This window comes from Maribacter arenosus, assembly GCF_014610845.1.
Taxonomy (GTDB): domain Bacteria; phylum Bacteroidota; class Bacteroidia; order Flavobacteriales; family Flavobacteriaceae; genus Maribacter_A; species Maribacter_A arenosus.
Window position 1 is genome coordinate 570,872 of sequence record NZ_JABTCG010000004.1, and the last position, 20,426, is coordinate 591,297.

Below are 20,426 nucleotides of genomic sequence, written 5' to 3' on the forward strand. Positions count from 1 at the left end.
TGAATGCCAGGTTGCATTAATGTGACCTGGTAATTTTTAAAATTGAAATAAACATGAATTGGAAGAATGTTTTATTAATCGGAGCTGTTAGTCTACTGCCCGCATCAATCATGGCCCAAGCAAATATTTTAAATGCTAAGAAGCCACAAGAGATTGGTGTTAGGACAGAAGCTCAAAAAGCCTTGGACAATGATGCTCCTTTAGAGTATGGTTATGTAGATGATAGGGATATCCTATGGTCCAAAACCGTATGGGAGACCATTGATCTGGACGAGCGCGTCAACTTCCCTCTATATTACCCTATTGATACCGTGGATATTGGTGCCGATAGAAGATCCTTGTACGATGTTCTTATTAAGAACATCAAAAATGGGAAATTAGAGGATGTGTATGTAGATTCCTATTTCACCGAGAAACGAAAGTTCAGTGATTTGACCGCTACATTACGAAAAGTTGATACTACCGATATGGGATACGAACAGATAAACGCTGGGGAACAATTATCCCTTGAATTTGTCAACCAGCGGGATTTGACTGCCGCAGATATAGAAGAGTATCGCATTAAGGGTATTTGGTATTTTGACAAGCGTCAAGGGGAATTAAAATACCGTTTGTTGGGTATAGCCCCCGTTGCTCCCGATGTTAACTTTATCGATGATGAATCTATGGATCCTGCAGATGCAAAGGTTGAACTTTTCTGGGTGTGGTACCCGGGTGCCAGGCAGATATTGCATGATGCCAAAGTTTTTAACCAACGCAACTCGGCACAACCCATATCTTTTGATATGTTGTTGAATGCCCGAAGGTTCAATGGGGTTATCTATCGTGAGGATAATGTTCATGGCGACCGCAAGGTCAACGATTATATTGCGGACAACGCCCTTTTCCAGCTGCTGGAGGCAAATCGGATCAAAGAAGACATCCGGGATAGGGAGCAAGATATGTGGGCCTATTAACACTAGTTTATTCCAATTCAATATTTAAAATGAAAACCCTGACGATTTCGTCAGGGTTTTTTGTTTGTATTAAGATTGCGAACCTTAATAGATTGCATAATTTTACGAAATGATAGATTATATTGTAGTTGGCCTAGGATTGGCAGGTATTTCATTTTCCGAACAGTTACAGGTTCATAAGAAGGATTTCAAGGTTATTTCGGATGAATCCCAAACTTCGTCATTGGTCGCAGGAGGCTTATATAATCCCGTTGTACTCAAACGTTTTACCTTAGCTTGGAATGCCGATGTTCAACTTGAAACTGCGATTCCCTTTTATACGAATCTAGAAACAAAATTGGGAATGCAGTTGCATTATAAGATTCCGATCTTAAGAAGATTTGCCTCTATAGAAGAGCAAAATCTCTGGTTTGAAGCTGCGGACAATAAGAGACTCGATCAATTTATAGACACCACTATTATTGAAAATAAAAATAACGCCATTGATGCACCTTTTGGTTTTGGACAAGTATTGCATGCGGGAAGAATAGATGTAAATGCTATGATTGGGGTATACCAATCGACCCTATTGGAAAAAGGAATTCTATTGAAGGAAACTTTTGATTTTAACCTATTGGATGTCCATAAAGAACATATTGAATATAAATCCATAAAAGCTAGGAGAATTGTTTTTGCCACGGGTTATGGGTTAAAATCGAATCCGTACTTCAACTATCTTCCTTTAAACGGCACCAAGGGTGAACTCTTAACGATAAAAGCCCCTGATATAAAAGCCGATATGGTCATAAAATCATCGGTGTTCATAATTCCTATGGGAGATGACCTTTATCGGGTCGGGGCTACTTATGAAAGAACAGATAAGTCCAATAGTCCCACAGAAAAGGCCAAAAAGGATTTATTGAAAAAGTTGCGGACGTTTTTAAAATGTGATTATGAAATCGTGGATCATGTAGCGGGAATTCGGCCTACAGTGGCCGATAGGAGGCCATTGGTCGGACCCCATCCAAAATACGGACATATGTATGTGCTAAACGGTTTTGGATCGCGAGGGGTTTTGATAGCGCCAACTGTATCAAGACAACTCTACAATTTTATTGAACATGGAGAGCCAATTCCACAGGAAACACATGTCAACAGGTTTTTAAAAAGATACATTGCTAGTTTATCTTGACCACATTGGGATCGTAATGAATGAAAAAGTTGATCCAAATATTTCTGGATAATCGTATGATTACGGGCAAAAAAACGATTAAGGTTGTTACAATGGAAACAAAAGTGTTGACCAAGGAAGTTCCTACGAACAAATAAGAGATTACAAAAGCAGCAACGGCAAAAGCTATACCCACGCCATAACTGACGTACATGGCACCATAAAAAAAAGAAGGTTCGATCTTGTATTTTGTATTGCAAGTGGTACAACGATCATGCATTTTGAACAATTTCCCCAATTTATACGGGTTTTTATCCAAATACATACTTTCACTATGGCATTTAGGGCAAGTTCCTGTTAAAATGCTGTAGAGTTTGTTTCCTTTTTTTAACATTTGCAAAAGTTTTCGCGAAAATACGGTTTTACGCGATTTTCCAAAGTAACCTAGGTCACAATTTATGCTAAACATCCATAATCTTTCAGTCTCATTTGGGGGCGAATATTTGTTCGAGGAAATCTCATTTAGACTAAATGCAGGTGACCGGGTTGGCCTTATTGGTAAAAATGGTGCAGGCAAGTCCACACTTTTAAAACTATTGTCGAGAGACATGCCCGTAGATTCGGGAACCATTGCAACCGAAAAAAACTTGAACATTGGCTTTCTAAGGCAGGATATAGATTTTAAACAAGGGAGAACGGTTTTGGAGGAAGCCTACCATGCTTTTGAGGAGATAAAGGCTTTGGAGCTAAAACTCGATGATGTCAACCAGCAGCTCGCCGAACGTACGGATTATGAGAGTGACACATATCATCAATTAATGGTTGACCTTAATGATTTTACCCATCATTACGAGATTATTGGCGGGTATAACTACCAAGGGGAGACAGAAAAAATATTACAGGGACTTGGTTTTAAGCGAGATGATTTTGATATGAAAACCGAGACCTTTTCCGGAGGGTGGCGCATGCGAATCGAATTGGCAAAATTATTACTTCAAAACAATGATGTCTTATTGCTCGATGAACCTACGAATCACTTGGACATCGAATCGATCATATGGTTAGAACAGTTTTTGACCAACTACGCCGGAGCCGTGGTAATCGTATCCCATGATAAGATGTTTTTAGACAATGTAACCAACAGGACTATTGAGATATCCCTAGGAAGGATATACGATTACAACAAACCCTATTCCGAATTTCTGAAACTAAGGGAAGAGATAAAGGAACAACAGCTCAATGCCCAGAAAAACCAAGATAAGGAAATACAACAGGCGGAACGCTTAATCGAGAAATTCCGAGCAAAGTCGACCAAGGCGTCTATGGCACAATCCCTTATCAAGAAGTTGGACAAGATGGAAAGGATCGAGGTCGATCAAGATGATAACACCGTAATGAATTTACGATTTCCTATTTCAATCACCCCGGGTAAAGTGGTCGCTGAGATAGATAACGTATCCAAAAAGTATGGTGATAATCTCGTACTTCAGAATATTGATTTACTCATCGAAAGGGATAGTAAGACTGCATTTGTAGGTCAAAATGGACAGGGCAAGTCTACCTTGGCCAAGATAATTGTTGGGGAGTTGGAATATGACGGTCAGTGTAAGTTGGGCCATAATGTACAGATAGGCTACTTTGCACAAAATCAGGCAGAATATCTCGACGGTAGAAAAACAGTTTTGGATACCATGATCGATGCTGCCAATGAGACCAATAGAAGTAAGGTACGCGATATTCTTGGTTCTTTTCTATTTCGGGGTGAAGAGGTAGACAAGTACGTAAAAGTACTTTCCGGAGGCGAACGCAATAGGCTTGCATTGGCAAAAATGCTTTTACAGCCCTTTAATGTATTGGTTATGGACGAGCCTACCAATCACCTTGATATTCAATCAAAGAACGTATTGAAAAAGGCTTTACAGAGTTTCGAGGGTACTTTGATACTTGTTTCACACGATAGGGATTTCCTACAGGGATTAACCAATAAGGTCTATGATTTTAGAGACCGAAAGATCAAAGAGTATTTGGGCGATATAGACTTTTATCTGGATCAACGAAAAGTGGACGATTTTAGGGCCATAGAAAAAAGTAAAAACAGTACTACCAAGAAAAGCAAGACCGAAAAGGCATCGAATTCATTTCAAGATCAAAAGAAACTAAAATCGATGAAGAATAGATTAAGTGCTCTGGAAAGTAAGATTTCCTCTCTGGAAAAGGAAATAAAGGAAATAGACCATGATTTATTGATGAACTATGATGCCACCATAGCGAAACCCAATTTTTTCGATTCCTACCAAAGGAAGAAAAAGAACCTGGAAGATTTAATGGAAAAATGGACTCAAATTACGATCGATCTCGAAAAACATGCCTAAAAACCGTTAAAATTCGTCTACAGATATTTCCTACACCACAAATAAATGAACCTTCACAACATAATGCAGTCGTTTAACGATAAAAATTGCTTTTAGACCTTTGCTTGTCTTATTTTTGTAGGGTAATTCTTAGGTTAAAAGAAGTGAATTTTGTTAACCCCTAATTATTTGCATTATGAAAAGGATTCTTTGTTTGGTTATAATAAGTGTTTTGTTTAGTAGTAATGCGGTCACTGCAGAAGTCTCCAAGGATGAAAAGCAAGCCTTGCTAGACTTCTATTATAGTACGAACGGAGCAGCTTGGAAAGTCACTTGGGATATGAATGCTCCTTCTGATACCTGGCATGGGGTCAAGGTAGTCAATAATCAGGTTGTGGAGATTAATTTATTCCATAACAATTTGACCGGGACATTGCCCATGAGTATCGGTAAACTTGTACACCTTCGAAAATTGAATTTGGCATTTAATGCAATTTCTGGAAAGCTGCCTACGGGTTTGGGTCTATTGAAGGAACTCAAGGTTTTAAAACTTGAAATGAACCGATTTAAAGGTCCTTTGCCCAATACCATTGGCATGATGGCCAAACTGGAAGAACTATCCATTTTCAATAATTTCATATCAGGAAGTATTCCTGAAGCATTGGGCGGGCTTAAAAATCTGAAGATCCTGAACCTCTCGAGCAATAATTTAAAAGGGACCATTCCCAAATCATTGGGCGATTTGACTAAATTGGAAAGTCTTGGGCTTTTCGAGAACGGATTGGATGGTAGAATACCAAATGAAATGGGCAACTTAACAGAATTGAAGGAACTGGTCTTGGCCAATAATCAATTAAGAGGTGAAATCCCTAAGGAATTTTCACAGTTGGCCAGCTTAGAAATATTCCAAATACAGAATAACAACTTCAATTCCTTTGAGAATTTAGGGATGATGGAAACAAAAGGTATGTTGGTATTTGATTATGATAAGGATGATACCCAAATGGAATTCAAAGATATTAACTTTAGCAAAACTAGGATGGCAGACACAAAGTTCGAAGATGTTGAGGATTAGTTAGTGATTCATAGTTTTAGTTAGTTTGGTTAAAAGGGATGCAAAAGCATCCCTTTTTATTTAACAAATAGGTCACAGCACTAGTTTTCAATAGTTAATATTGTGATAATTTTAACATTAGTTGCATATGCAACTAATGTGGATTTCGCTAGATTCGCCGAATGAAATCAGAGGAGGTTCATATTGATTTTGAGAACTCTATAGCCCCATGGGTGGGTAAGACTTCAAAAATTGTTGATTATTATTTGCATGACCTACTAAACCAATTTGGTTTGGACATGTCCAAAGAACAAGTGATTACCCTTAAAATGTTGCATGAGAATGAAGGTGATGGCCTTAATCAAAATGACCTGGCCTTTTTAACTTCTAGGGATAAATCATCTTTGGCACGATTACTTTCAAAAATGGAAAAAAAGAAATATATCCTTAGAAAACAGGATAAAGTAGACAAACGGATCAATCAAGTTTTTTTGACCGATGAGGGTAGGGCGGTTTTCAAACAATCAAAAATTGTTTTGAAAAAGCTTATGTGTACGATGGAAAAAAATATCAGCGAAGCAGAAAAAAAACAATTGATCGGAATATTGAAAAAAGTACAATTTAATTTACAACAGGAAAAAGTAGGACTATAGCCAAACCGCATGAGAAAAACAATATTAAGTATTTTGGGTGTTCTGATTATTGTGGCATCTGTTTTTGTTGCAAGAATGATTATTAATAGTAAGAACAATGCACGACCCAAGGCCGAAAAAGTGGTTAAGACCGTATTTACGCAAAAAGCACAAAATGGCAATGTTTCCATTGTGGTTCCGGCAAATGGTAATTTAAAGGCAAAAAACCGCCTAGAGCTTTATGCCGAAGTACAAGGGGTTTTTCGTAGCGGCACCAAACTTTTTCGACCAGGGCAAAAGTATGGAAAGGGTGAGACTATCATACGCATTGATGCCTCGGAATATGCCGCAAATGTGCAATCGGCAAAAAGTAATCTTTACAATCAACTTACTTCGATAATGCCAGATCTGCGATTGGATTATCCTGATATATTCCCGAAATGGCAAACCTATCTTAACGGTTTTGATATGGGTGAAACCACCCCGGAATTCCCGGAAATGACCTCTGAACAAGAAAAATTCTTTATCACTGGGAGGGGAATCCTGACTACCTATTACAATGTAAAGAATATGGAGCAGCGACTTTCGAAATATAGAATTTCAGCCCCATTCAACGGGGTACTGACCGAGGCTTTGGTCACCGAGGGCACGTTGATCCGATCAGGTCAAAAATTAGGGGAATTCATCAATACCGATAGCTACGAATTGGAAGTCTCAATTAGTAAAGAATTCAGCGATTTGCTGGTAGTAGGGGAGCAGGTTGCACTTTCCAATCTAGATAAAACCAAGAATTATATGGGTAAAGTCATACGGATCAATGGGAGTGTGGATCAGGCTACCCAAACCATAAAAGCCTATATAGAGGTAAAGGACAGTGCCCTAAGGGAGGGAATGTATTTGGAAGCCAATCTCAATGCCAAGGAAGAAACCAATGCCATTGAAATTGATAGAAATTTACTGATGGAAAATAATCAAATATTTGTTGTTCGCGACTCTCTTTTAGATTTAATCGATGTTGATCCGGTTTATTTTTCTAATAAAACAGTGGTATTAAAAGAAGTTCCCAATGGGGTAACGATCTTAAGTAAACCTGTAATGGGAGCTTATGCGGGGATGCTTATTAAGCAATATAAAGGGGATGGGATGGATGATTCACTTAAATCAACCAACGAATGAGGAATGTTATCTCATATTTCATAAAGTATCATGTTGCAGTAAATGTATTCATTTTCGCATTTTTTATTTTTGGTATTTTAGGAGCACTTTCATTAAAGTCTTCATTTTTTCCACTTACCGATTCCAAGAATATTTTTATTAGCATTACTTATCCTGGCGCCTCACCACAAGAGGTCGAAGAAGGTATTGTGTTAAAAATCGAGGATAATCTTAAAGGATTGGAAGGCGTTGATAGGGTTACTTCAACCTCAAGGGAAAACAGTGGTAATATCAATGTAGAAATCGAAAAAGGCCGCGATATCGATTTTATGCTGTTACAGGTAAAAAATGCCGTTGACAGGGTACCCACGTTCCCAACTGGGATGGAACCGTTGATTGTATCAAAGTTAGAAGCGATACGGCAAACCATTAGCTTCGCCATCAGCGGTGAGCAAATACCGCTGGCCACTTTGAAGCAGATAGGTAGACAAATAGAGAATGATATTAGGGCGATAGATGGAATTTCGCAGATTACGATGTCGGGATACCCCCAGGAAGAAATAGAAATCGCGGTAAACGAAAACAGCCTTTTGGCATACGATTTAACCTTCAATGAGGTTTCCCAAGCTGTAGGTAATGCCAATATACTCGTGACCGGTGGCAATATTAAAACGGATGCGGAGGAATATTTGATTAGGGCCAATAATAGATCATATTATGGAAAAGAACTCTCAAATATTATTGTAAAAGCAGACCCAAATGGGCAAACGGTACGTCTTAAGGATGTGGCCATAATACGTGACCGGTTTTCCGAAACACCAAATGCTTCCTACTTTAATGGGAACATGTCGGTCAGTACCACGATTACCAGTACCAATACAGAGGATTTGATTGACTCTGCCCAAAAGGTTAAGGATTATGTAGCGGATTTTAATCAAAAATACAATAATGTTCAATTAAATGTGGTTAGTGACCAATCCAAAACCTTGACCCAAAGAACAGAACTATTGACTGAGAATGCCATTTTGGGTATGATTTTGGTTTTACTTTTCCTTTCCCTCTTTTTGAACACAAGATTAGCGTTTTGGGTGGCTTTTGGATTACCGATTTCCTTTTTGGGAATGTTCGTCTTTGCCGGCTTTTTTAATGTAACTATAAATGTACTGTCCCTGTTCGGAATGATCATTGTTATAGGTATTCTGGTCGATGACGGTATCGTGATAGCCGAGAATATATACCAGCACTACGAAAAAGGAAAGTCACCTATACAAGCGGCAATAGATGGTACTATGGAAGTGATTCCGCCTATTGTTTCAGCAATTATTACCACGATTTTGGCATTCTCTATATTCCTGTTTTTAGACGGTAGAATAGGGGAGTTTTTTGGGGAGGTTTCTGTTATCGTAATATTGACCCTTGCGGTTTCTTTAATAGAAGCGCTGATTATACTGCCTGCTCATTTGGCACATTCAAAAGCCCTTCAGCCCATAGATAAAAAGGAAAAAACCGGAATTGCAAAAGCCTTTGCAAAACTGCGCATAATCAACCAATCGGGAGATCGATTTATGAAATGGATGAGGGATAAAATGTATAGCCCTACCCTCAAGTTTGCCATGCAATATAAGATGCTTTCGTTTGGAATATTCGCGATGCTTTTGATTTTGACTTTAGGGTCAATAGGCGGTGGAATTATTCAAACCACCTTCTTTCCTAGAATTGCAAGTGATAGGGTACAGGTTGAATTATTGATGCCCAACGGCACCAATGAGAAAGTAACAGATTCCATAATATCATTAATTGAGGAAAAGGCGGAAATTGTAAATAAAGAATTAACCGAAAAATATTTGAAAGGTACCGATAAAGAACTTTTTGAGAATGTTATTAGAAATTTAGGTCCAGGTTCATCCGCGGCCACATTAACTTTAAACTTATTGCCAGGTGAAGAACGTCCTGATGCGATTAGATCGGATATGGTAACCAGTCGTCTTAGGGAATTGGTAGGACCAGTGATAGGTGTTGAAAGTTTAATTTATGGTTCAGGCGGTAATTTCGGGGGTAGTCCGGTATCAGTATCGCTTTTGGGAAATAATATTGAGGATTTGAAGGCCGCCAAAGATGAACTAAAGGCCGCTATGGTTGAAAATTCAGCCTTAAAGGATGTGGCGGACAATGATCCGGCCGGGATCAAGGAAATACGTCTGGAACTTAAGGATAATGCTTATTTATTGGGATTGGATCTTAGTGCAGTTATGAATCAGGTTAGGGCTGGTTTCTTTGGTACCCAAGCGCAGCGTTTTCAACGCGGTCAGGATGAAATTCGGGTTTGGGTACGTTATGACCGTGAAAACCGATCCTCAATTTCCGATTTGGATGAAATGCGGATCCAGACCCCATCGGGTAATCGGGTTCCGTTAAAGGAAATCGCCAATTATACGATAGAGAGGGGCGATGTGGCCATAAATAGGTTAGAGGGTAGGCGTGAAATCCAGATTTCAGCAGACCTCAAAGATGAGAATACCACAAGTGCAACGGATATCATGGCCGAAATACAAAATGATATAATGCCAGAAATACAATCCAAATATCCGTCTGTAACCCCGTCTTATGAGGGTCAGAATAGGGAAGCAGGCAAAATGTTGAAGTCATTGAAAAGTGTAGGCATCACTGTTTTACTCTTAATTTATATAACCATTGCATTTACCTTTCGTAGTTTCAGTCAACCTTTAATGTTGATTCTGCTGGTTCCTTTCAGCATTACAGCAGTGGGTTGGGGGCATTATATCCACGGTTTCCCCATCAATATTCTATCGATGTTGGGAGTGATTGCTTTGATAGGGATCATGGTCAATGATGGTTTGGTGCTCATAGGTAAATTCAACGGTAATCTGAGACAGGGCATGAAGTTCGATGATGCCCTCATTGAAGCGGGAAAATCAAGATTTAGAGCTATTTTCTTAACGTCTATTACAACCATTGCTGGTCTTGCACCTTTGCTATTGGAAAAGAGTAGACAAGCCCAATTTTTGAAACCTATGGCGATTTCCATTGCGTATGGGATTGCTTTTGCGACAATACTGACCTTATTGATGCTGCCTTTGTTCCTCTCATTTAGCAACAAGATCAAAGTGCGTACAAAATGGCTTAAGACTGGTCATAAAGTAACCAAGGAAGAGGTTGAGAGGGCCATTAAAGAACAGAAGGAAGAAGCCTATTTAAGCGGAGATCTTTCGCAAGGTCACGAAATATTAAATACTGATAATCAATAAGTGTTTTATGAGGTGTATGGAATTAGAACACATTAACAGGAACCCTCGAGAAGAACAATGGTCCATTATAAGGGCTAAGTTAGTTGTTATAATAGGTGTAATTGGGCTGTTCGGAATAGGTGTGCGGGCCCAAGATAAGGTGTTGACCAAAGAGGATGCAATTGCACTTGCCTTGGAACATAATTATGGCATAAATGTGGCTAAAAATGATGTTGAGGTTGCCAAAAACAATAAAAATGTATTGAATTCGGGTTATTTGCCCACTCTCACAGGTAGTGCGAACGCCAATTACAGTAGGGACGATTCCGTTATTGAATTTCCTGGACAGTTCAACGAAGACGGTAGCCCAAGAGGGGATTTGGAAATTAATCAGGCAGAGGCACAACGGTATTCCTCGGTACTAAGCGCGAATTATACCTTATTTGATGGTTTAGGTCGCTTGTACAACTATAAAAGGTTAAAAGAGCAATATCAGTTGTCTGAATTACAGGCAAGGGAAACCATAGAAAACACCTTATTGCAATTATTCAGTGTTTACTATGAAATAGCCAGACTTACTGAAAATGAAAATGTACTTAAACAAGCCCTTGACATTTCAAGAGATCGGTATCGACGTGCACAATACGCCTTTGAATACGGGCAAAGCACCAAACTCGATATATTAAATGCCCAAGTAGACATTACTAATGACAGTATCAGTACTTTGAATGCCAGACAACAACTCTCGAATACAAAGCGCGATCTTAATGTATTGTTGAACCAGAGTTTAGATGCCTTATACACCGTTGATACCTTGGTTAGCTTTATTCCAAAAATTAAATTGGAGGAATTTGTTGAACAAGCAAAACTAAATAACGTCGCCCTATTGCAAACCGAAAAAGGTCTTGCAATAAATGCCTATGATATCAAGGTACAGAAGTCAGGTTATTTGCCCAAAGTCGGTTTAAATGGATCTTATGGTTGGAATTTGAACCAAAGCGCCGCTTCGGCGTTTTTCCCGGGAACCAACAACAATAACTATAATTTAGGTTTAGGAGCCAGCCTTACCTGGAATTTATTTGATGGAGGAGGAACCACGGTTAGGGTAAAGAACGCTAAAATAGCCTTTGAGAATCAAGAGTTGTTAAAAAAACAAATAGAACTTGAAGTTGATCGCGATATTCAGAATGCTATGGCCATCTATGAAAATAAACTGGTCATTTATACCATTCAAGAACAAAACGTTATCACCAACCAAAACAATTTTGAACGCTCAAAGGAGCAGTTTCAATTGGGTAGAATAACATCTATAGAGTTTAGACAGGCCCAGATAAATTTATTGAATGCCCAGACCAATAAGAATTTGGCCAAATATGAGGCCAAATTGGCAGAACTGCAATTGTTGCAACTTACAGGTCAGTTATTGAATGTGGAACTTTAAACCATGTACGAACATTTTTTCCAATGTCCATACTGCTGGGAAGAAATATCCATGTTACTGGACACTTCCATACCAGTACAAACCTATGTCGAGGATTGTGAGGTTTGTTGCAACCCTATAGAAATCACCCCCACATTCGAGAAGAATGTACTCATGGCATTTGAAGCAAACGGCTTGGAACAGTAAATAAGGAAGTCCTAGAAATGCACTAATTTTCTCAATTAGTTGCATTTATTTTAATAATGATCAAGTCGATTGTACCATTGGGCATTTTCAACAAAATGATTAGAAATTGATACCGTGTTTATTACGTTTAGAAATTAAATTTTAATAATTTTATTAAAATTTAATCAATGACCTTCGAACACAGCAAACTTCCCAAATATCGTTACTTACCCTTTGCAATTTTAAGTATTCCCTTTTTTATTATCTCTTGTAAATCCTCGGTCGCTACCACAGAAGTGCCCGTTACCAAAAAAATAAGCGAGGTATATACCGAAACCATACCGATGACGGATGAATCATTTGAAATGGTTTTAGTTCCTGAAGGTGAATTCATTATGGGAAGTCCGGCAAATGAGACGAACAGAAAAGATAATGAGGGGCCTCAAAAGAAGGTTGCCATTGATGCCTTTTGGATGGGCAAATATGAAGTAACTTGGAACACTTTTGAACTTTTCTTTAAGCAGAACCAAGAACTTTTCGAAGATTTGGAAATGGATAAACGCAATGCCATAGATGCCATAACAAGGCCTAGTCCACCTTATGAAGATCCTTCCTATGGTATGGGTAAGGAAGATTTTCCCGCGGTGAGTATGTCGACCTACTCGGCTTTGGTTTTTTGTAAATGGCTTAGCGAAATAACCGGACGTTTCTACAGATTGCCCACAGAGGCCGAATGGGAATATGCGGCCAGGGCAGGATCCAAGACTTCATACGAGTTCGGTGATTCAATTGAACAATTGGAGCAATATGCCGTTTTTTACAAAAATTCGAATGGCAAGTATGCTAAAGTTGGGACAAAATCCCCAAATAAATGGGGATTGTATGATATGCATGGTAATGTTGCCGAATGGACCTTGGATCAATATAAACCTGATGCCTATGTTACCATGGAAGAAGACAATCCATGGGTTGTGCCTCGAGTAATCCACCCGCGGGTTATCCGGGGAGGTTCCTGGGATGATAATGCAAAGGATTTGAGGTCTGCCGCCCGAAGGGCATCTAGTAGTAATTTACAAAAACGAGACCCACAGATACCGAAAAGTTTTTGGTGGTTTACCGATTCTAATTTTGTGGGTATGCGATTAGTGAGTCCCAAGGAGCAACCAAACCCGGAGGATCAGAAAAAATTCTGGCAAATGGTCCTTGATGAAGGATAATCAAAAAATTCAATAGCATGAAAGATACAATGTTTTTACTGTTGGCAATGTTTGCTTCCATCTCGGTAGTTGCCCAAGAAAACTTCACGTTAACCAATGAAAGTACATTATCGGTCGATGGTACTTCCACTTTGCACGATTGGACGGTTACCGCCAATACCTATCAAGGTTCATTGATTTTGGATGATCATGTTTTTACAACGATTTCATTTGAGGTTGATGTAGCTAGTATTGTCAGTACTAGGGGAGCGACCATGGATAAGAAAACCCACAATGCCTTAAAAAAGGATGAACACCCCAAAATCATTTTCATAGCCAAGGATGTTGCTTTTTCAGAAGGTGACAATCAAAGTATTCAAGGAAAATTGACTATCGCTGGTGTAGGGAAAGATGTTGTTATTGATGCAACCATAAAGATATTCGAAGGTAAGATCCAAATAGCAGGCGATCATAAAATCACGTTACAAGATTATAACATGGAACCTCCGACGGCTATGTTCGGTTCTATTGTGGTAGGTGACGATGTTGTTGTTAATTTCGATTTGATTTTTACGAAATAAAGTGATAGCCCGTGGTCATCATATCTTTTGTTATACGTATGGATTGGGAAAAATCACTCTCCCCCTCATTTTTTTATTCTCTTTTTTAACTACGTATTCGCAAACAAGATTTGAGTATGACTACCAGCAAATGGGAACTCAAATTCGATTGGTTTTCTATGCTTCGGATAAACAAAAGGCAGATTCTGTTGCACATTTGGCTTTTAAAAGAATCGATGTTTTAAATTCTAAACTCAGCGATTACCTTGAGAATAGCGAGCTTAATAATTTGTGTAAACAAGTCGGACAGGACGTGGTAGTTAGCGAGGATCTCTACAGTATCCTGATGGAAGCCAATAGGATATCAAAAAAAACCAAAGGTGCTTTTGATGTTACTGTGGGTCCTTTGATCCGACTTTGGCGAGAAGCAAGAAAGAGAAATGAGCTCCCGGATAAGGCCGAATTGGATAGTGTAAAACAAAGTGTAGGCTATCAGTATATCAAATTCCCAAAAAAGAACACTGTGCGTCTTTCAAAACATGGAATGCAATTGGATTTAGGTGGCATTGGCAAAGGTTATACGGCAGATGAAGTTTTGGAAGTTATGGAAAAGAATGGAATCTTTTCAGCATTGGTCGATATGGGTGGTGATATTAGCGTTAGCAATCCCCCGCCGAATAGGGAATATTGGATTTTGGCTTTTTCCTATTACAATAAAAAAGGAAAAGAAATTAGGCAAAAGATAAAACTTAAGAATCAATCTGTTGCCACTTCGGGAGATTTATTCCAGTCTATTGAAATTGATGGGATTAGACATTCACATATTATAAACCCTAAGACAGGTATGGCTTTAACCAACAGTATTCAAGTAACCACAATTGCTGAGAATGGGGCCATGGCCGATGCCTATGCATCAGCCTTCAGTGTTTTGGGTTTTGAAGGAGCTAAGGCGATTACACAAGAATTAACTAACTTCAAGTTATTTATGGTTGGGTATTCGAAAGATGGCCATCAGCAATGGAGCAGCCCTGGTTTTGTAAAATTTCTTGAACAATAAAAATGAATCAATACAATGAAATTTGATCTTTCTGGAAAAACGGCGATAATTACAGGCGGGGGCAGTGGTATCGGTAAAGCCATCTCACAAACTCTTGCAACGCAGGGGGCAACCGTACATATTTTAGAGCTGAATGTCGATACGGCTCAAGAATGTTCAAATGAAATCATTGAAGTCGGGGGAAAGGCTTTTGCCCATAAATGCAATGTTGCCAAACATTCAGAAGTACTTCATGTGGTGAACGGCATTGCAAAGGATTTTGAGTTAAACATACTTGTGAATAATGCTGGGATTGCCCATATTGGGAATGTGGAGAATACTACTGAAGTGGATTTGGACAAGGTCTATGAAGTAAATGTAAAGGGCATTTACAATTGTATCTATGCGGTAATTCCCCACATGAAAAAAAAGGGTGGGGTTATTCTTAATATGACATCCATAGCCTCCTCAGTAGGAATTAATGATCGATTTGCCTATTCTATGTCAAAAGGGGCCGCACTCACCATGATGTATTCGGTGGCCAAGGATTATATCACCTATGGGGTGCGCTGCAATAGCATCTCCCCAGCAAGGATACATACCCCTTTAGTAGCTGGATATTTAAAAGCCAACTATCCTGGGAGAGAGGATGAAATGTATAGGAAACTATCTGCGACCCAACCTATTGGGCGAATGGGCAAGCCCGAAGAGGTGGCTAATTTGGCCCTATATTTATGTTCCGATGAGGCTTCTTTCATTACAGGTACAGAATTCCCCATTGATGGTGGGTTTGTTAAATTGAATGGTAATTAAATTATTGGGAAGACACGTATGAAATTAATACGATTTGGAGCGGTAGGAAAAGAGAAACCGGGGATACAACTGGATAATGGTACAAGGCTGGACGTCTCTGCTTTCGGACAAGACTATGATGAACATTTTTTTGGAGGAGCGGGTATTGCTGATTTACGGAAATGGTTGGTTTCTAATGAAGCTGACTGTCCAATAGTTCCCAATGCGACCCGTTTGGGACCCCCCTTATGCAGACCTTCCAAAATTATTTGTATCGGCTTGAATTATGCCAAGCATGCCGCTGAAAGTGGTATGCAATTGCCAAAAGAACCTGTGTTGTTCTTTAAGGCTACATCTGCAATTGTAGGGCCGGACGACGATTTGATTATTCCTAAAGGCAGTACAAAAACCGATTGGGAAGTAGAATTGGCTGTGGTCATCGGCAAAAAAGCCGCTTATGTGACAAAGGACGAAGCAATGGATCATGTGGCTGGATATGTCTTGCATAACGATTATAGCGAAAGGGAATTCCAACTGGAACGGGAAGGCCAATGGGTCAAGGGAAAAAGCTGCGATACATTCGCCCCTTTGGGACCATTTATTGCCACAAAGGATGAGGTAAAAAATCCTCATAACCTGAATCTTTGGCTAAAGGTCAATGACAAAATGCTACAGAATAGTAATACCTCTGATTTTGTCTTCAATATTCCTGAATCTATAAGTTATATAAGTCAATTTATGACTTTATTGCCCGGGGATATCATTTCAACGGGCACGCCTTTCGGTGTAGGGTTGGGGTTTAATCCCCCACGCTATCTCAAACCGGGAGATGTGGTAGAATTGGGTATTGATGGTTTGGGAACATCGAGGCAAGTGGCGAGGGAATTTTAAGGGTGTTATAAAAAGTCGATCTTATCTGATTCAATAGGATGGTTGAGGTGATTTAGCAGGTGAAGTCAACCTAAAATGATTGTTGAAAAGTAAGTTATTGTAGATTATGGCAAGGCGGGAATCAGGGAAAAGAACTTTTGTGATATCCAAAAATAATGGCTATAACAGGTAAAAAATACGTCAACTGATGCCTTTTAGAGCAAATTAATTCAAAACCTATGAATTTTTGCTAGTACAAAGTTCAGAACTATTATTGAACTTTGATGCCATTAGAACCCAATATCTTATACTTATGAAAAATGCTATACCCCACAACGTGGCCTTTGGCCTAATTATTACATTTTTTTGTTATTCTTTAACCGCACAACAGAATAAGACATCTTTTTACAAGTCGACCGATACGCACGAAAAAGATAATCGGGTCGGGGATTACCTGGAGCTTAAGAAATTAGGATACGGGGAGAAGGAGATTTTCGAAGATTTAGGAAATGCGAATTTTCTACAGAAGAAGTATGACACTGCCCTATTCTGGTATGATAAATTAAAGGAGGTAAGTGAAAGTGACGCCTTAAGTCCAGGTTTCAATAAGCGATACGAATATGCTGTGCTGATGATATCCGAAAATGGAACTGTGGCTTCAGTGGAAGAGGTAGATTGGCTCGAGACTATTAAGTCGGATTATGGAATTACCCAAGGAAAAAGTCCCTCACCAGTAAAATACCGACCACTGGACGCCCATTTGCAGCCCCAATCAATTTTAGAGCAACAATTGCTTACAGGTAATCATAATATTTTGGATACCGAAATATTAAATGATCAAAAGGCATATAAGGTTCCAATCACTGTGACTGCAGATGGAAAAACAGCATTTTTTAGTAAGCCTTTTTATGCAAAACCCCCCATAGGGATATTCTCAAAAAAAGAGCTGGTATATAAAATCTACCGGGCAGAAAAAAAAGATGGTAAATGGCAAAGCATTAAAGAGTTGGCTTTGTGCCCTAAATATTACTCTGCACGTCATCCAGCGATATCCTTTGATGGCAAGCGTTTATTTTTTGCCTCGGACATGCCAGGCACCTATGGCAAATACGATATTTATGTCTCCAATATTCAAAGCGATGGCACTATTGGTAGGGCCCAGAATCTAGGTGAAAAGGTAAATTCCAAGAAAAACGATCTGTATCCCAATATCGTAGGAACCAATACCCTATTTTTTGCATCCGATGGAAGAAAGGGCTTAGGTGGTCTTGACGTTTATATGGTGCAAGTAAATGATAAGCGGGTCGGCTTGGCAATTAATTTAGGGGACACCCTGAATAGCGAGGAAGATGATTTTTCAATTCGTTTTATGCCCCAAATGGGAATGGCCTATGTCATTTCGAATCGAGGAAAGGATCCTGCCGATCTACAGCAAGTGGCATTTTCATATAATCACTTAAAAGCTGATATCTCAGAAGAAAAAACGGCGTACAACGTTTTAGAGTTGCTGAATAAGGATTCAAAAATTGATTATTCCTCATCAGCCTTTGAAGATGAATAAACTTACAGTAAAGATTATCCGGAATAAACCATGCTATTAATTTTGAACAGGAGCGTGAACCCATAAGATCTTGAAATAGTTATAGATCAGTATCATAGTTTTTATCTAGCAATCTGCCGTAATGATTTTATGAATGTAAAGATGGCAATAACACTTACAAAGGATTGCACGATAGTCTAACAATAAACCGTACTAAAATGAGCTACAATACTACAATAACAAATAAATTAAGCTTACTGATGGTATTTTACATGTTTTTTTCTGTTTTTACCTCATTTGCACAAAACGAAAGTTCGGGCCTAAGTTCCAGAAGCGCCTATCATAATCAACTGTTTTTCAACAGATTTCTAATCAATCCAACATTTTCATTGGTAAGGGAAAACAAGTCGTATCTAAATATCTTGCATAGGAATCAGTATGCCACTTTCGAAGATAACAGTCAGAACTATTTCTTAGGATTTAGCAATCGCCTTAATGAAAATACAGCCTTGGGTATTGGTATATATAGCCAATGGGAAGGGGTTGTTCAAGAGTTTGGTTTTAATGCCAACTATGCCACCGCCGTAAAGTTGGGCGCCAAGAGCAAATTGACTTTTGGAACAAATGTTTCTTATTATAATGAGGGACTTGATAAAAACCGTGTTATAACCAATGAGAATGATCCAGAAGTTCTTGAAGCGAACAAAGAGAGCAAAATTGCCATACAACCAGGTGTTACCCTATCAGTAGGAAGTTTTGATTTTGGGTTGTATGCAGAGGAATTGTTCAAGTTTAACCAAACCACCAATGAGTTTTTGACGCAATTAGATGATAAGAGTATAAAGGCTTCGTTGCAATATACCCATTCTTTCGGGGCGAATATGGGGTTGTTCAAAAATGCCAGATTAATGCCGTTGCTACAGGTAGGAAGGAATAGTGATAATTCTTTATCCTATCTAGGCTCCGTGCTCCTAGATTTACCAAACTATGGTTGGTTGCAGACCACCTTAGACGACACCTATGGCCTATCGATGGGTCTTGGTTTCAATCTTAGTAAAAAGATGTCTATAGGGTATTTAATGGAAAAGGATATTAAGCAACAAGATGCCGATCTTGGATTTAACCATGAACTATCATTGGCATACACCTTTAAGGATACTAATGATTCCAATGGAGGGTATGGTACTTCTGAGGATGAAAAGATCGATCGTATTGTTCGAAATTATGAAGAACAGATTCTTGCGCTCAGGGAAGAAAAAAAGGGGAAAAAGAATAAAGTCCAGGTCCAACCTGAGATTAATGGGAATATCGAACCTAATAATGATCTTGCATACCAAAACCGGCTTATTTTAGATGAACTTATTTTAAGGCAAGATTCCGTAGAGCAGGTACGTACAAAAGAATTTGAACAACGTTTTGAAACCATAGTGCGTGTATTGCGAAATGATCTGAAGAATAATATCAAGGAAAATATCAAGGAGTTTAGAAATGAGAGTCGAACTATCTTGGTTGCCAACGACGATGAATTTGAGGCACAAGAGCCATTGAATGATTTGGAACATAAAAAGTATGTGAAATTGCCCATCAAGGTGTTGAACCAGTCCGATATAATCGGTGTAAAAACGGGTTACTATGTTATTGTCAATGTATATAAGAACAAAAGATATTTGAATGCCTTTATGGATAATCTGAAGCATCAAGGATTGAATGCAAAACAATTCTATAATAAGGCGAATGGGCTTCATTACGTTTATTTGGCTGATTTCGATTTTAAGAAGGATGCTGAAACAGCCGTAGTTTCTAACCTTAAAGGGGAGTATCGAGACGAGAAATGGATCATGCAGGTAGACAATCCGTCAGCAACGGCCGCCAATTTGTATTCTGATTAGTGTCGATTTAAAGTAGCCACATCTATAATCAAACAACACCTAAAGTAAAGAGATTCTTAATTAATAAATTTTTCTGATTGGGTTACTAAAAGGAGGGGTATCCGGGGGGATAGTTTTTTACCCCCTCCTTTTCCTTATTTAATGGCGGACATTCGCACACTAGTCGTCCAATACACAAAATACTGTACTTTTTAATTACTATGGTATAAGGGCTTTAGGGTAAATGGGGATTCAATGCGTGTGCATTTGAACGAAAATACGCACAAATAGTAGGGGTGTATTTCAATTTTCTCTATCATTGTATAACAAATCGACCAGTATTAACCTCCAAATCCCCCCACGAAATGGAAACAAACCTACACTCCCCAAAAAGTATCAAACACATATTTGTGTT

The 20,426-nt window shown here is 38.9% G+C and carries 17 protein-coding genes; 16 read left to right on the plus strand and 1 reads right to left on the minus strand.

The window, feature by feature from the left end; all coding sequences use genetic code 11:
* The first annotated feature begins 53 nt into the window (after nt 1–53).
* Both porN and HPE63_RS13440 read left to right on the plus strand, forming a co-directional pair.
* Nucleotides 54–956 (plus strand): type IX secretion system ring subunit PorN/GldN, encoded by a 903-nt coding sequence (porN, locus tag HPE63_RS13435; protein WP_188314781.1) that lies wholly within the window; start codon nt 54–56, stop codon nt 954–956.
* A 109-nt stretch (nt 957–1,065) separates the two neighbouring features.
* Nucleotides 1,066–2,127: an NAD(P)/FAD-dependent oxidoreductase gene (locus HPE63_RS13440; RefSeq protein WP_188314782.1), complete on the plus strand. Its 1,062-nt coding sequence runs from the start codon at nt 1,066–1,068 to the stop codon at nt 2,125–2,127.
* Here HPE63_RS13440 and HPE63_RS13445 read toward each other — a convergent pair.
* Nucleotides 2,114–2,500 carry a DUF983 domain-containing protein gene (locus HPE63_RS13445; RefSeq protein ID WP_188314783.1) on the minus strand — a complete coding sequence of 129 codons (387 nt, stop codon included), beginning with the start codon at nt 2,498–2,500 and terminating at the stop codon, nt 2,114–2,116. The genes HPE63_RS13440 and HPE63_RS13445 overlap by 14 nt on opposite strands.
* 64 nt (nt 2,501–2,564) lie before the next feature.
* Between HPE63_RS13445 and HPE63_RS13450 the strand changes: the two genes are divergently transcribed.
* From HPE63_RS13450 to HPE63_RS13515, 14 genes are all read left to right on the plus strand, one after another.
* Complete coding sequence (locus tag HPE63_RS13450) at nt 2,565–4,478, plus strand: ABC-F family ATP-binding cassette domain-containing protein (protein ID WP_188314784.1); 1,914 nt, start codon at nt 2,565–2,567, stop codon at nt 4,476–4,478.
* Nucleotides 4,479–4,653: 175 nt separating this feature from the next.
* A complete protein-coding gene (locus HPE63_RS13455; protein WP_188314785.1) occupies nt 4,654–5,532 on the plus strand; it encodes a leucine-rich repeat domain-containing protein in 879 nt (292 codons plus the stop codon).
* 161 nt (nt 5,533–5,693) lie between these two features.
* Nucleotides 5,694–6,164 (plus strand): MarR family winged helix-turn-helix transcriptional regulator, encoded by a 471-nt coding sequence (locus HPE63_RS13460; protein WP_188314786.1) that lies wholly within the window; start codon nt 5,694–5,696, stop codon nt 6,162–6,164.
* A gap of 9 nt (nt 6,165–6,173) precedes the next feature.
* Nucleotides 6,174–7,319 (plus strand): efflux RND transporter periplasmic adaptor subunit, encoded by a 1,146-nt coding sequence (locus HPE63_RS13465; protein WP_188314787.1) that lies wholly within the window; start codon nt 6,174–6,176, stop codon nt 7,317–7,319.
* On the plus strand, nt 7,316–10,564 hold the full coding sequence (locus HPE63_RS13470) for an efflux RND transporter permease subunit (protein WP_188314788.1): 3,249 nt from the start codon (nt 7,316–7,318) through the stop codon (nt 10,562–10,564). Before HPE63_RS13465 ends, HPE63_RS13470 begins: the two co-directional genes overlap by 4 nt.
* 16 nt (nt 10,565–10,580) lie before the next feature.
* Nucleotides 10,581–11,984, plus strand: a complete 1,404-nt coding sequence (locus HPE63_RS13475; RefSeq protein WP_188314859.1) for a TolC family protein — start codon at nt 10,581–10,583, stop codon at nt 11,982–11,984.
* Between the two features lie 3 nt (nt 11,985–11,987).
* Nucleotides 11,988–12,170, plus strand: coding sequence for a CPXCG motif-containing cysteine-rich protein (locus HPE63_RS13480; RefSeq protein WP_188314789.1), 183 nt, complete (start codon nt 11,988–11,990; stop codon nt 12,168–12,170).
* A 167-nt stretch (nt 12,171–12,337) separates the two neighbouring features.
* The gene (locus HPE63_RS13485; RefSeq protein ID WP_188314790.1) at nt 12,338–13,366 is read left to right on the plus strand and encodes a formylglycine-generating enzyme family protein; all 1,029 of its coding nucleotides are present in this window, start codon (nt 12,338–12,340) and stop codon (nt 13,364–13,366) included.
* A 17-nt stretch (nt 13,367–13,383) separates the two neighbouring features.
* Nucleotides 13,384–13,926, plus strand: a complete 543-nt coding sequence (locus HPE63_RS13490) for a YceI family protein (RefSeq protein ID WP_188314791.1) — start codon at nt 13,384–13,386, stop codon at nt 13,924–13,926.
* A 130-nt stretch (nt 13,927–14,056) separates the two neighbouring features.
* Complete coding sequence (locus tag HPE63_RS13495) at nt 14,057–14,962, plus strand: FAD:protein FMN transferase (RefSeq protein ID WP_188314792.1); 906 nt, start codon at nt 14,057–14,059, stop codon at nt 14,960–14,962.
* A gap of 15 nt (nt 14,963–14,977) precedes the next feature.
* Nucleotides 14,978–15,754 (plus strand): SDR family NAD(P)-dependent oxidoreductase, encoded by a 777-nt coding sequence (locus HPE63_RS13500; RefSeq protein ID WP_188314793.1) that lies wholly within the window; start codon nt 14,978–14,980, stop codon nt 15,752–15,754.
* A gap of 18 nt (nt 15,755–15,772) precedes the next feature.
* The gene (locus HPE63_RS13505) at nt 15,773–16,624 is read left to right on the plus strand and encodes a fumarylacetoacetate hydrolase family protein (protein WP_188314794.1); all 852 of its coding nucleotides are present in this window, start codon (nt 15,773–15,775) and stop codon (nt 16,622–16,624) included.
* Nucleotides 16,625–16,916: 292 nt separating this feature from the next.
* The gene (locus tag HPE63_RS13510) at nt 16,917–18,164 is read left to right on the plus strand and encodes a TolB-like translocation protein (protein WP_188314795.1); all 1,248 of its coding nucleotides are present in this window, start codon (nt 16,917–16,919) and stop codon (nt 18,162–18,164) included.
* A gap of 197 nt (nt 18,165–18,361) precedes the next feature.
* Nucleotides 18,362–20,032, plus strand: coding sequence for a PorP/SprF family type IX secretion system membrane protein (locus HPE63_RS13515; RefSeq protein WP_188314796.1), 1,671 nt, complete (start codon nt 18,362–18,364; stop codon nt 20,030–20,032).
* The last annotated feature ends 394 nt before the right edge of the window (nt 20,033–20,426 follow it).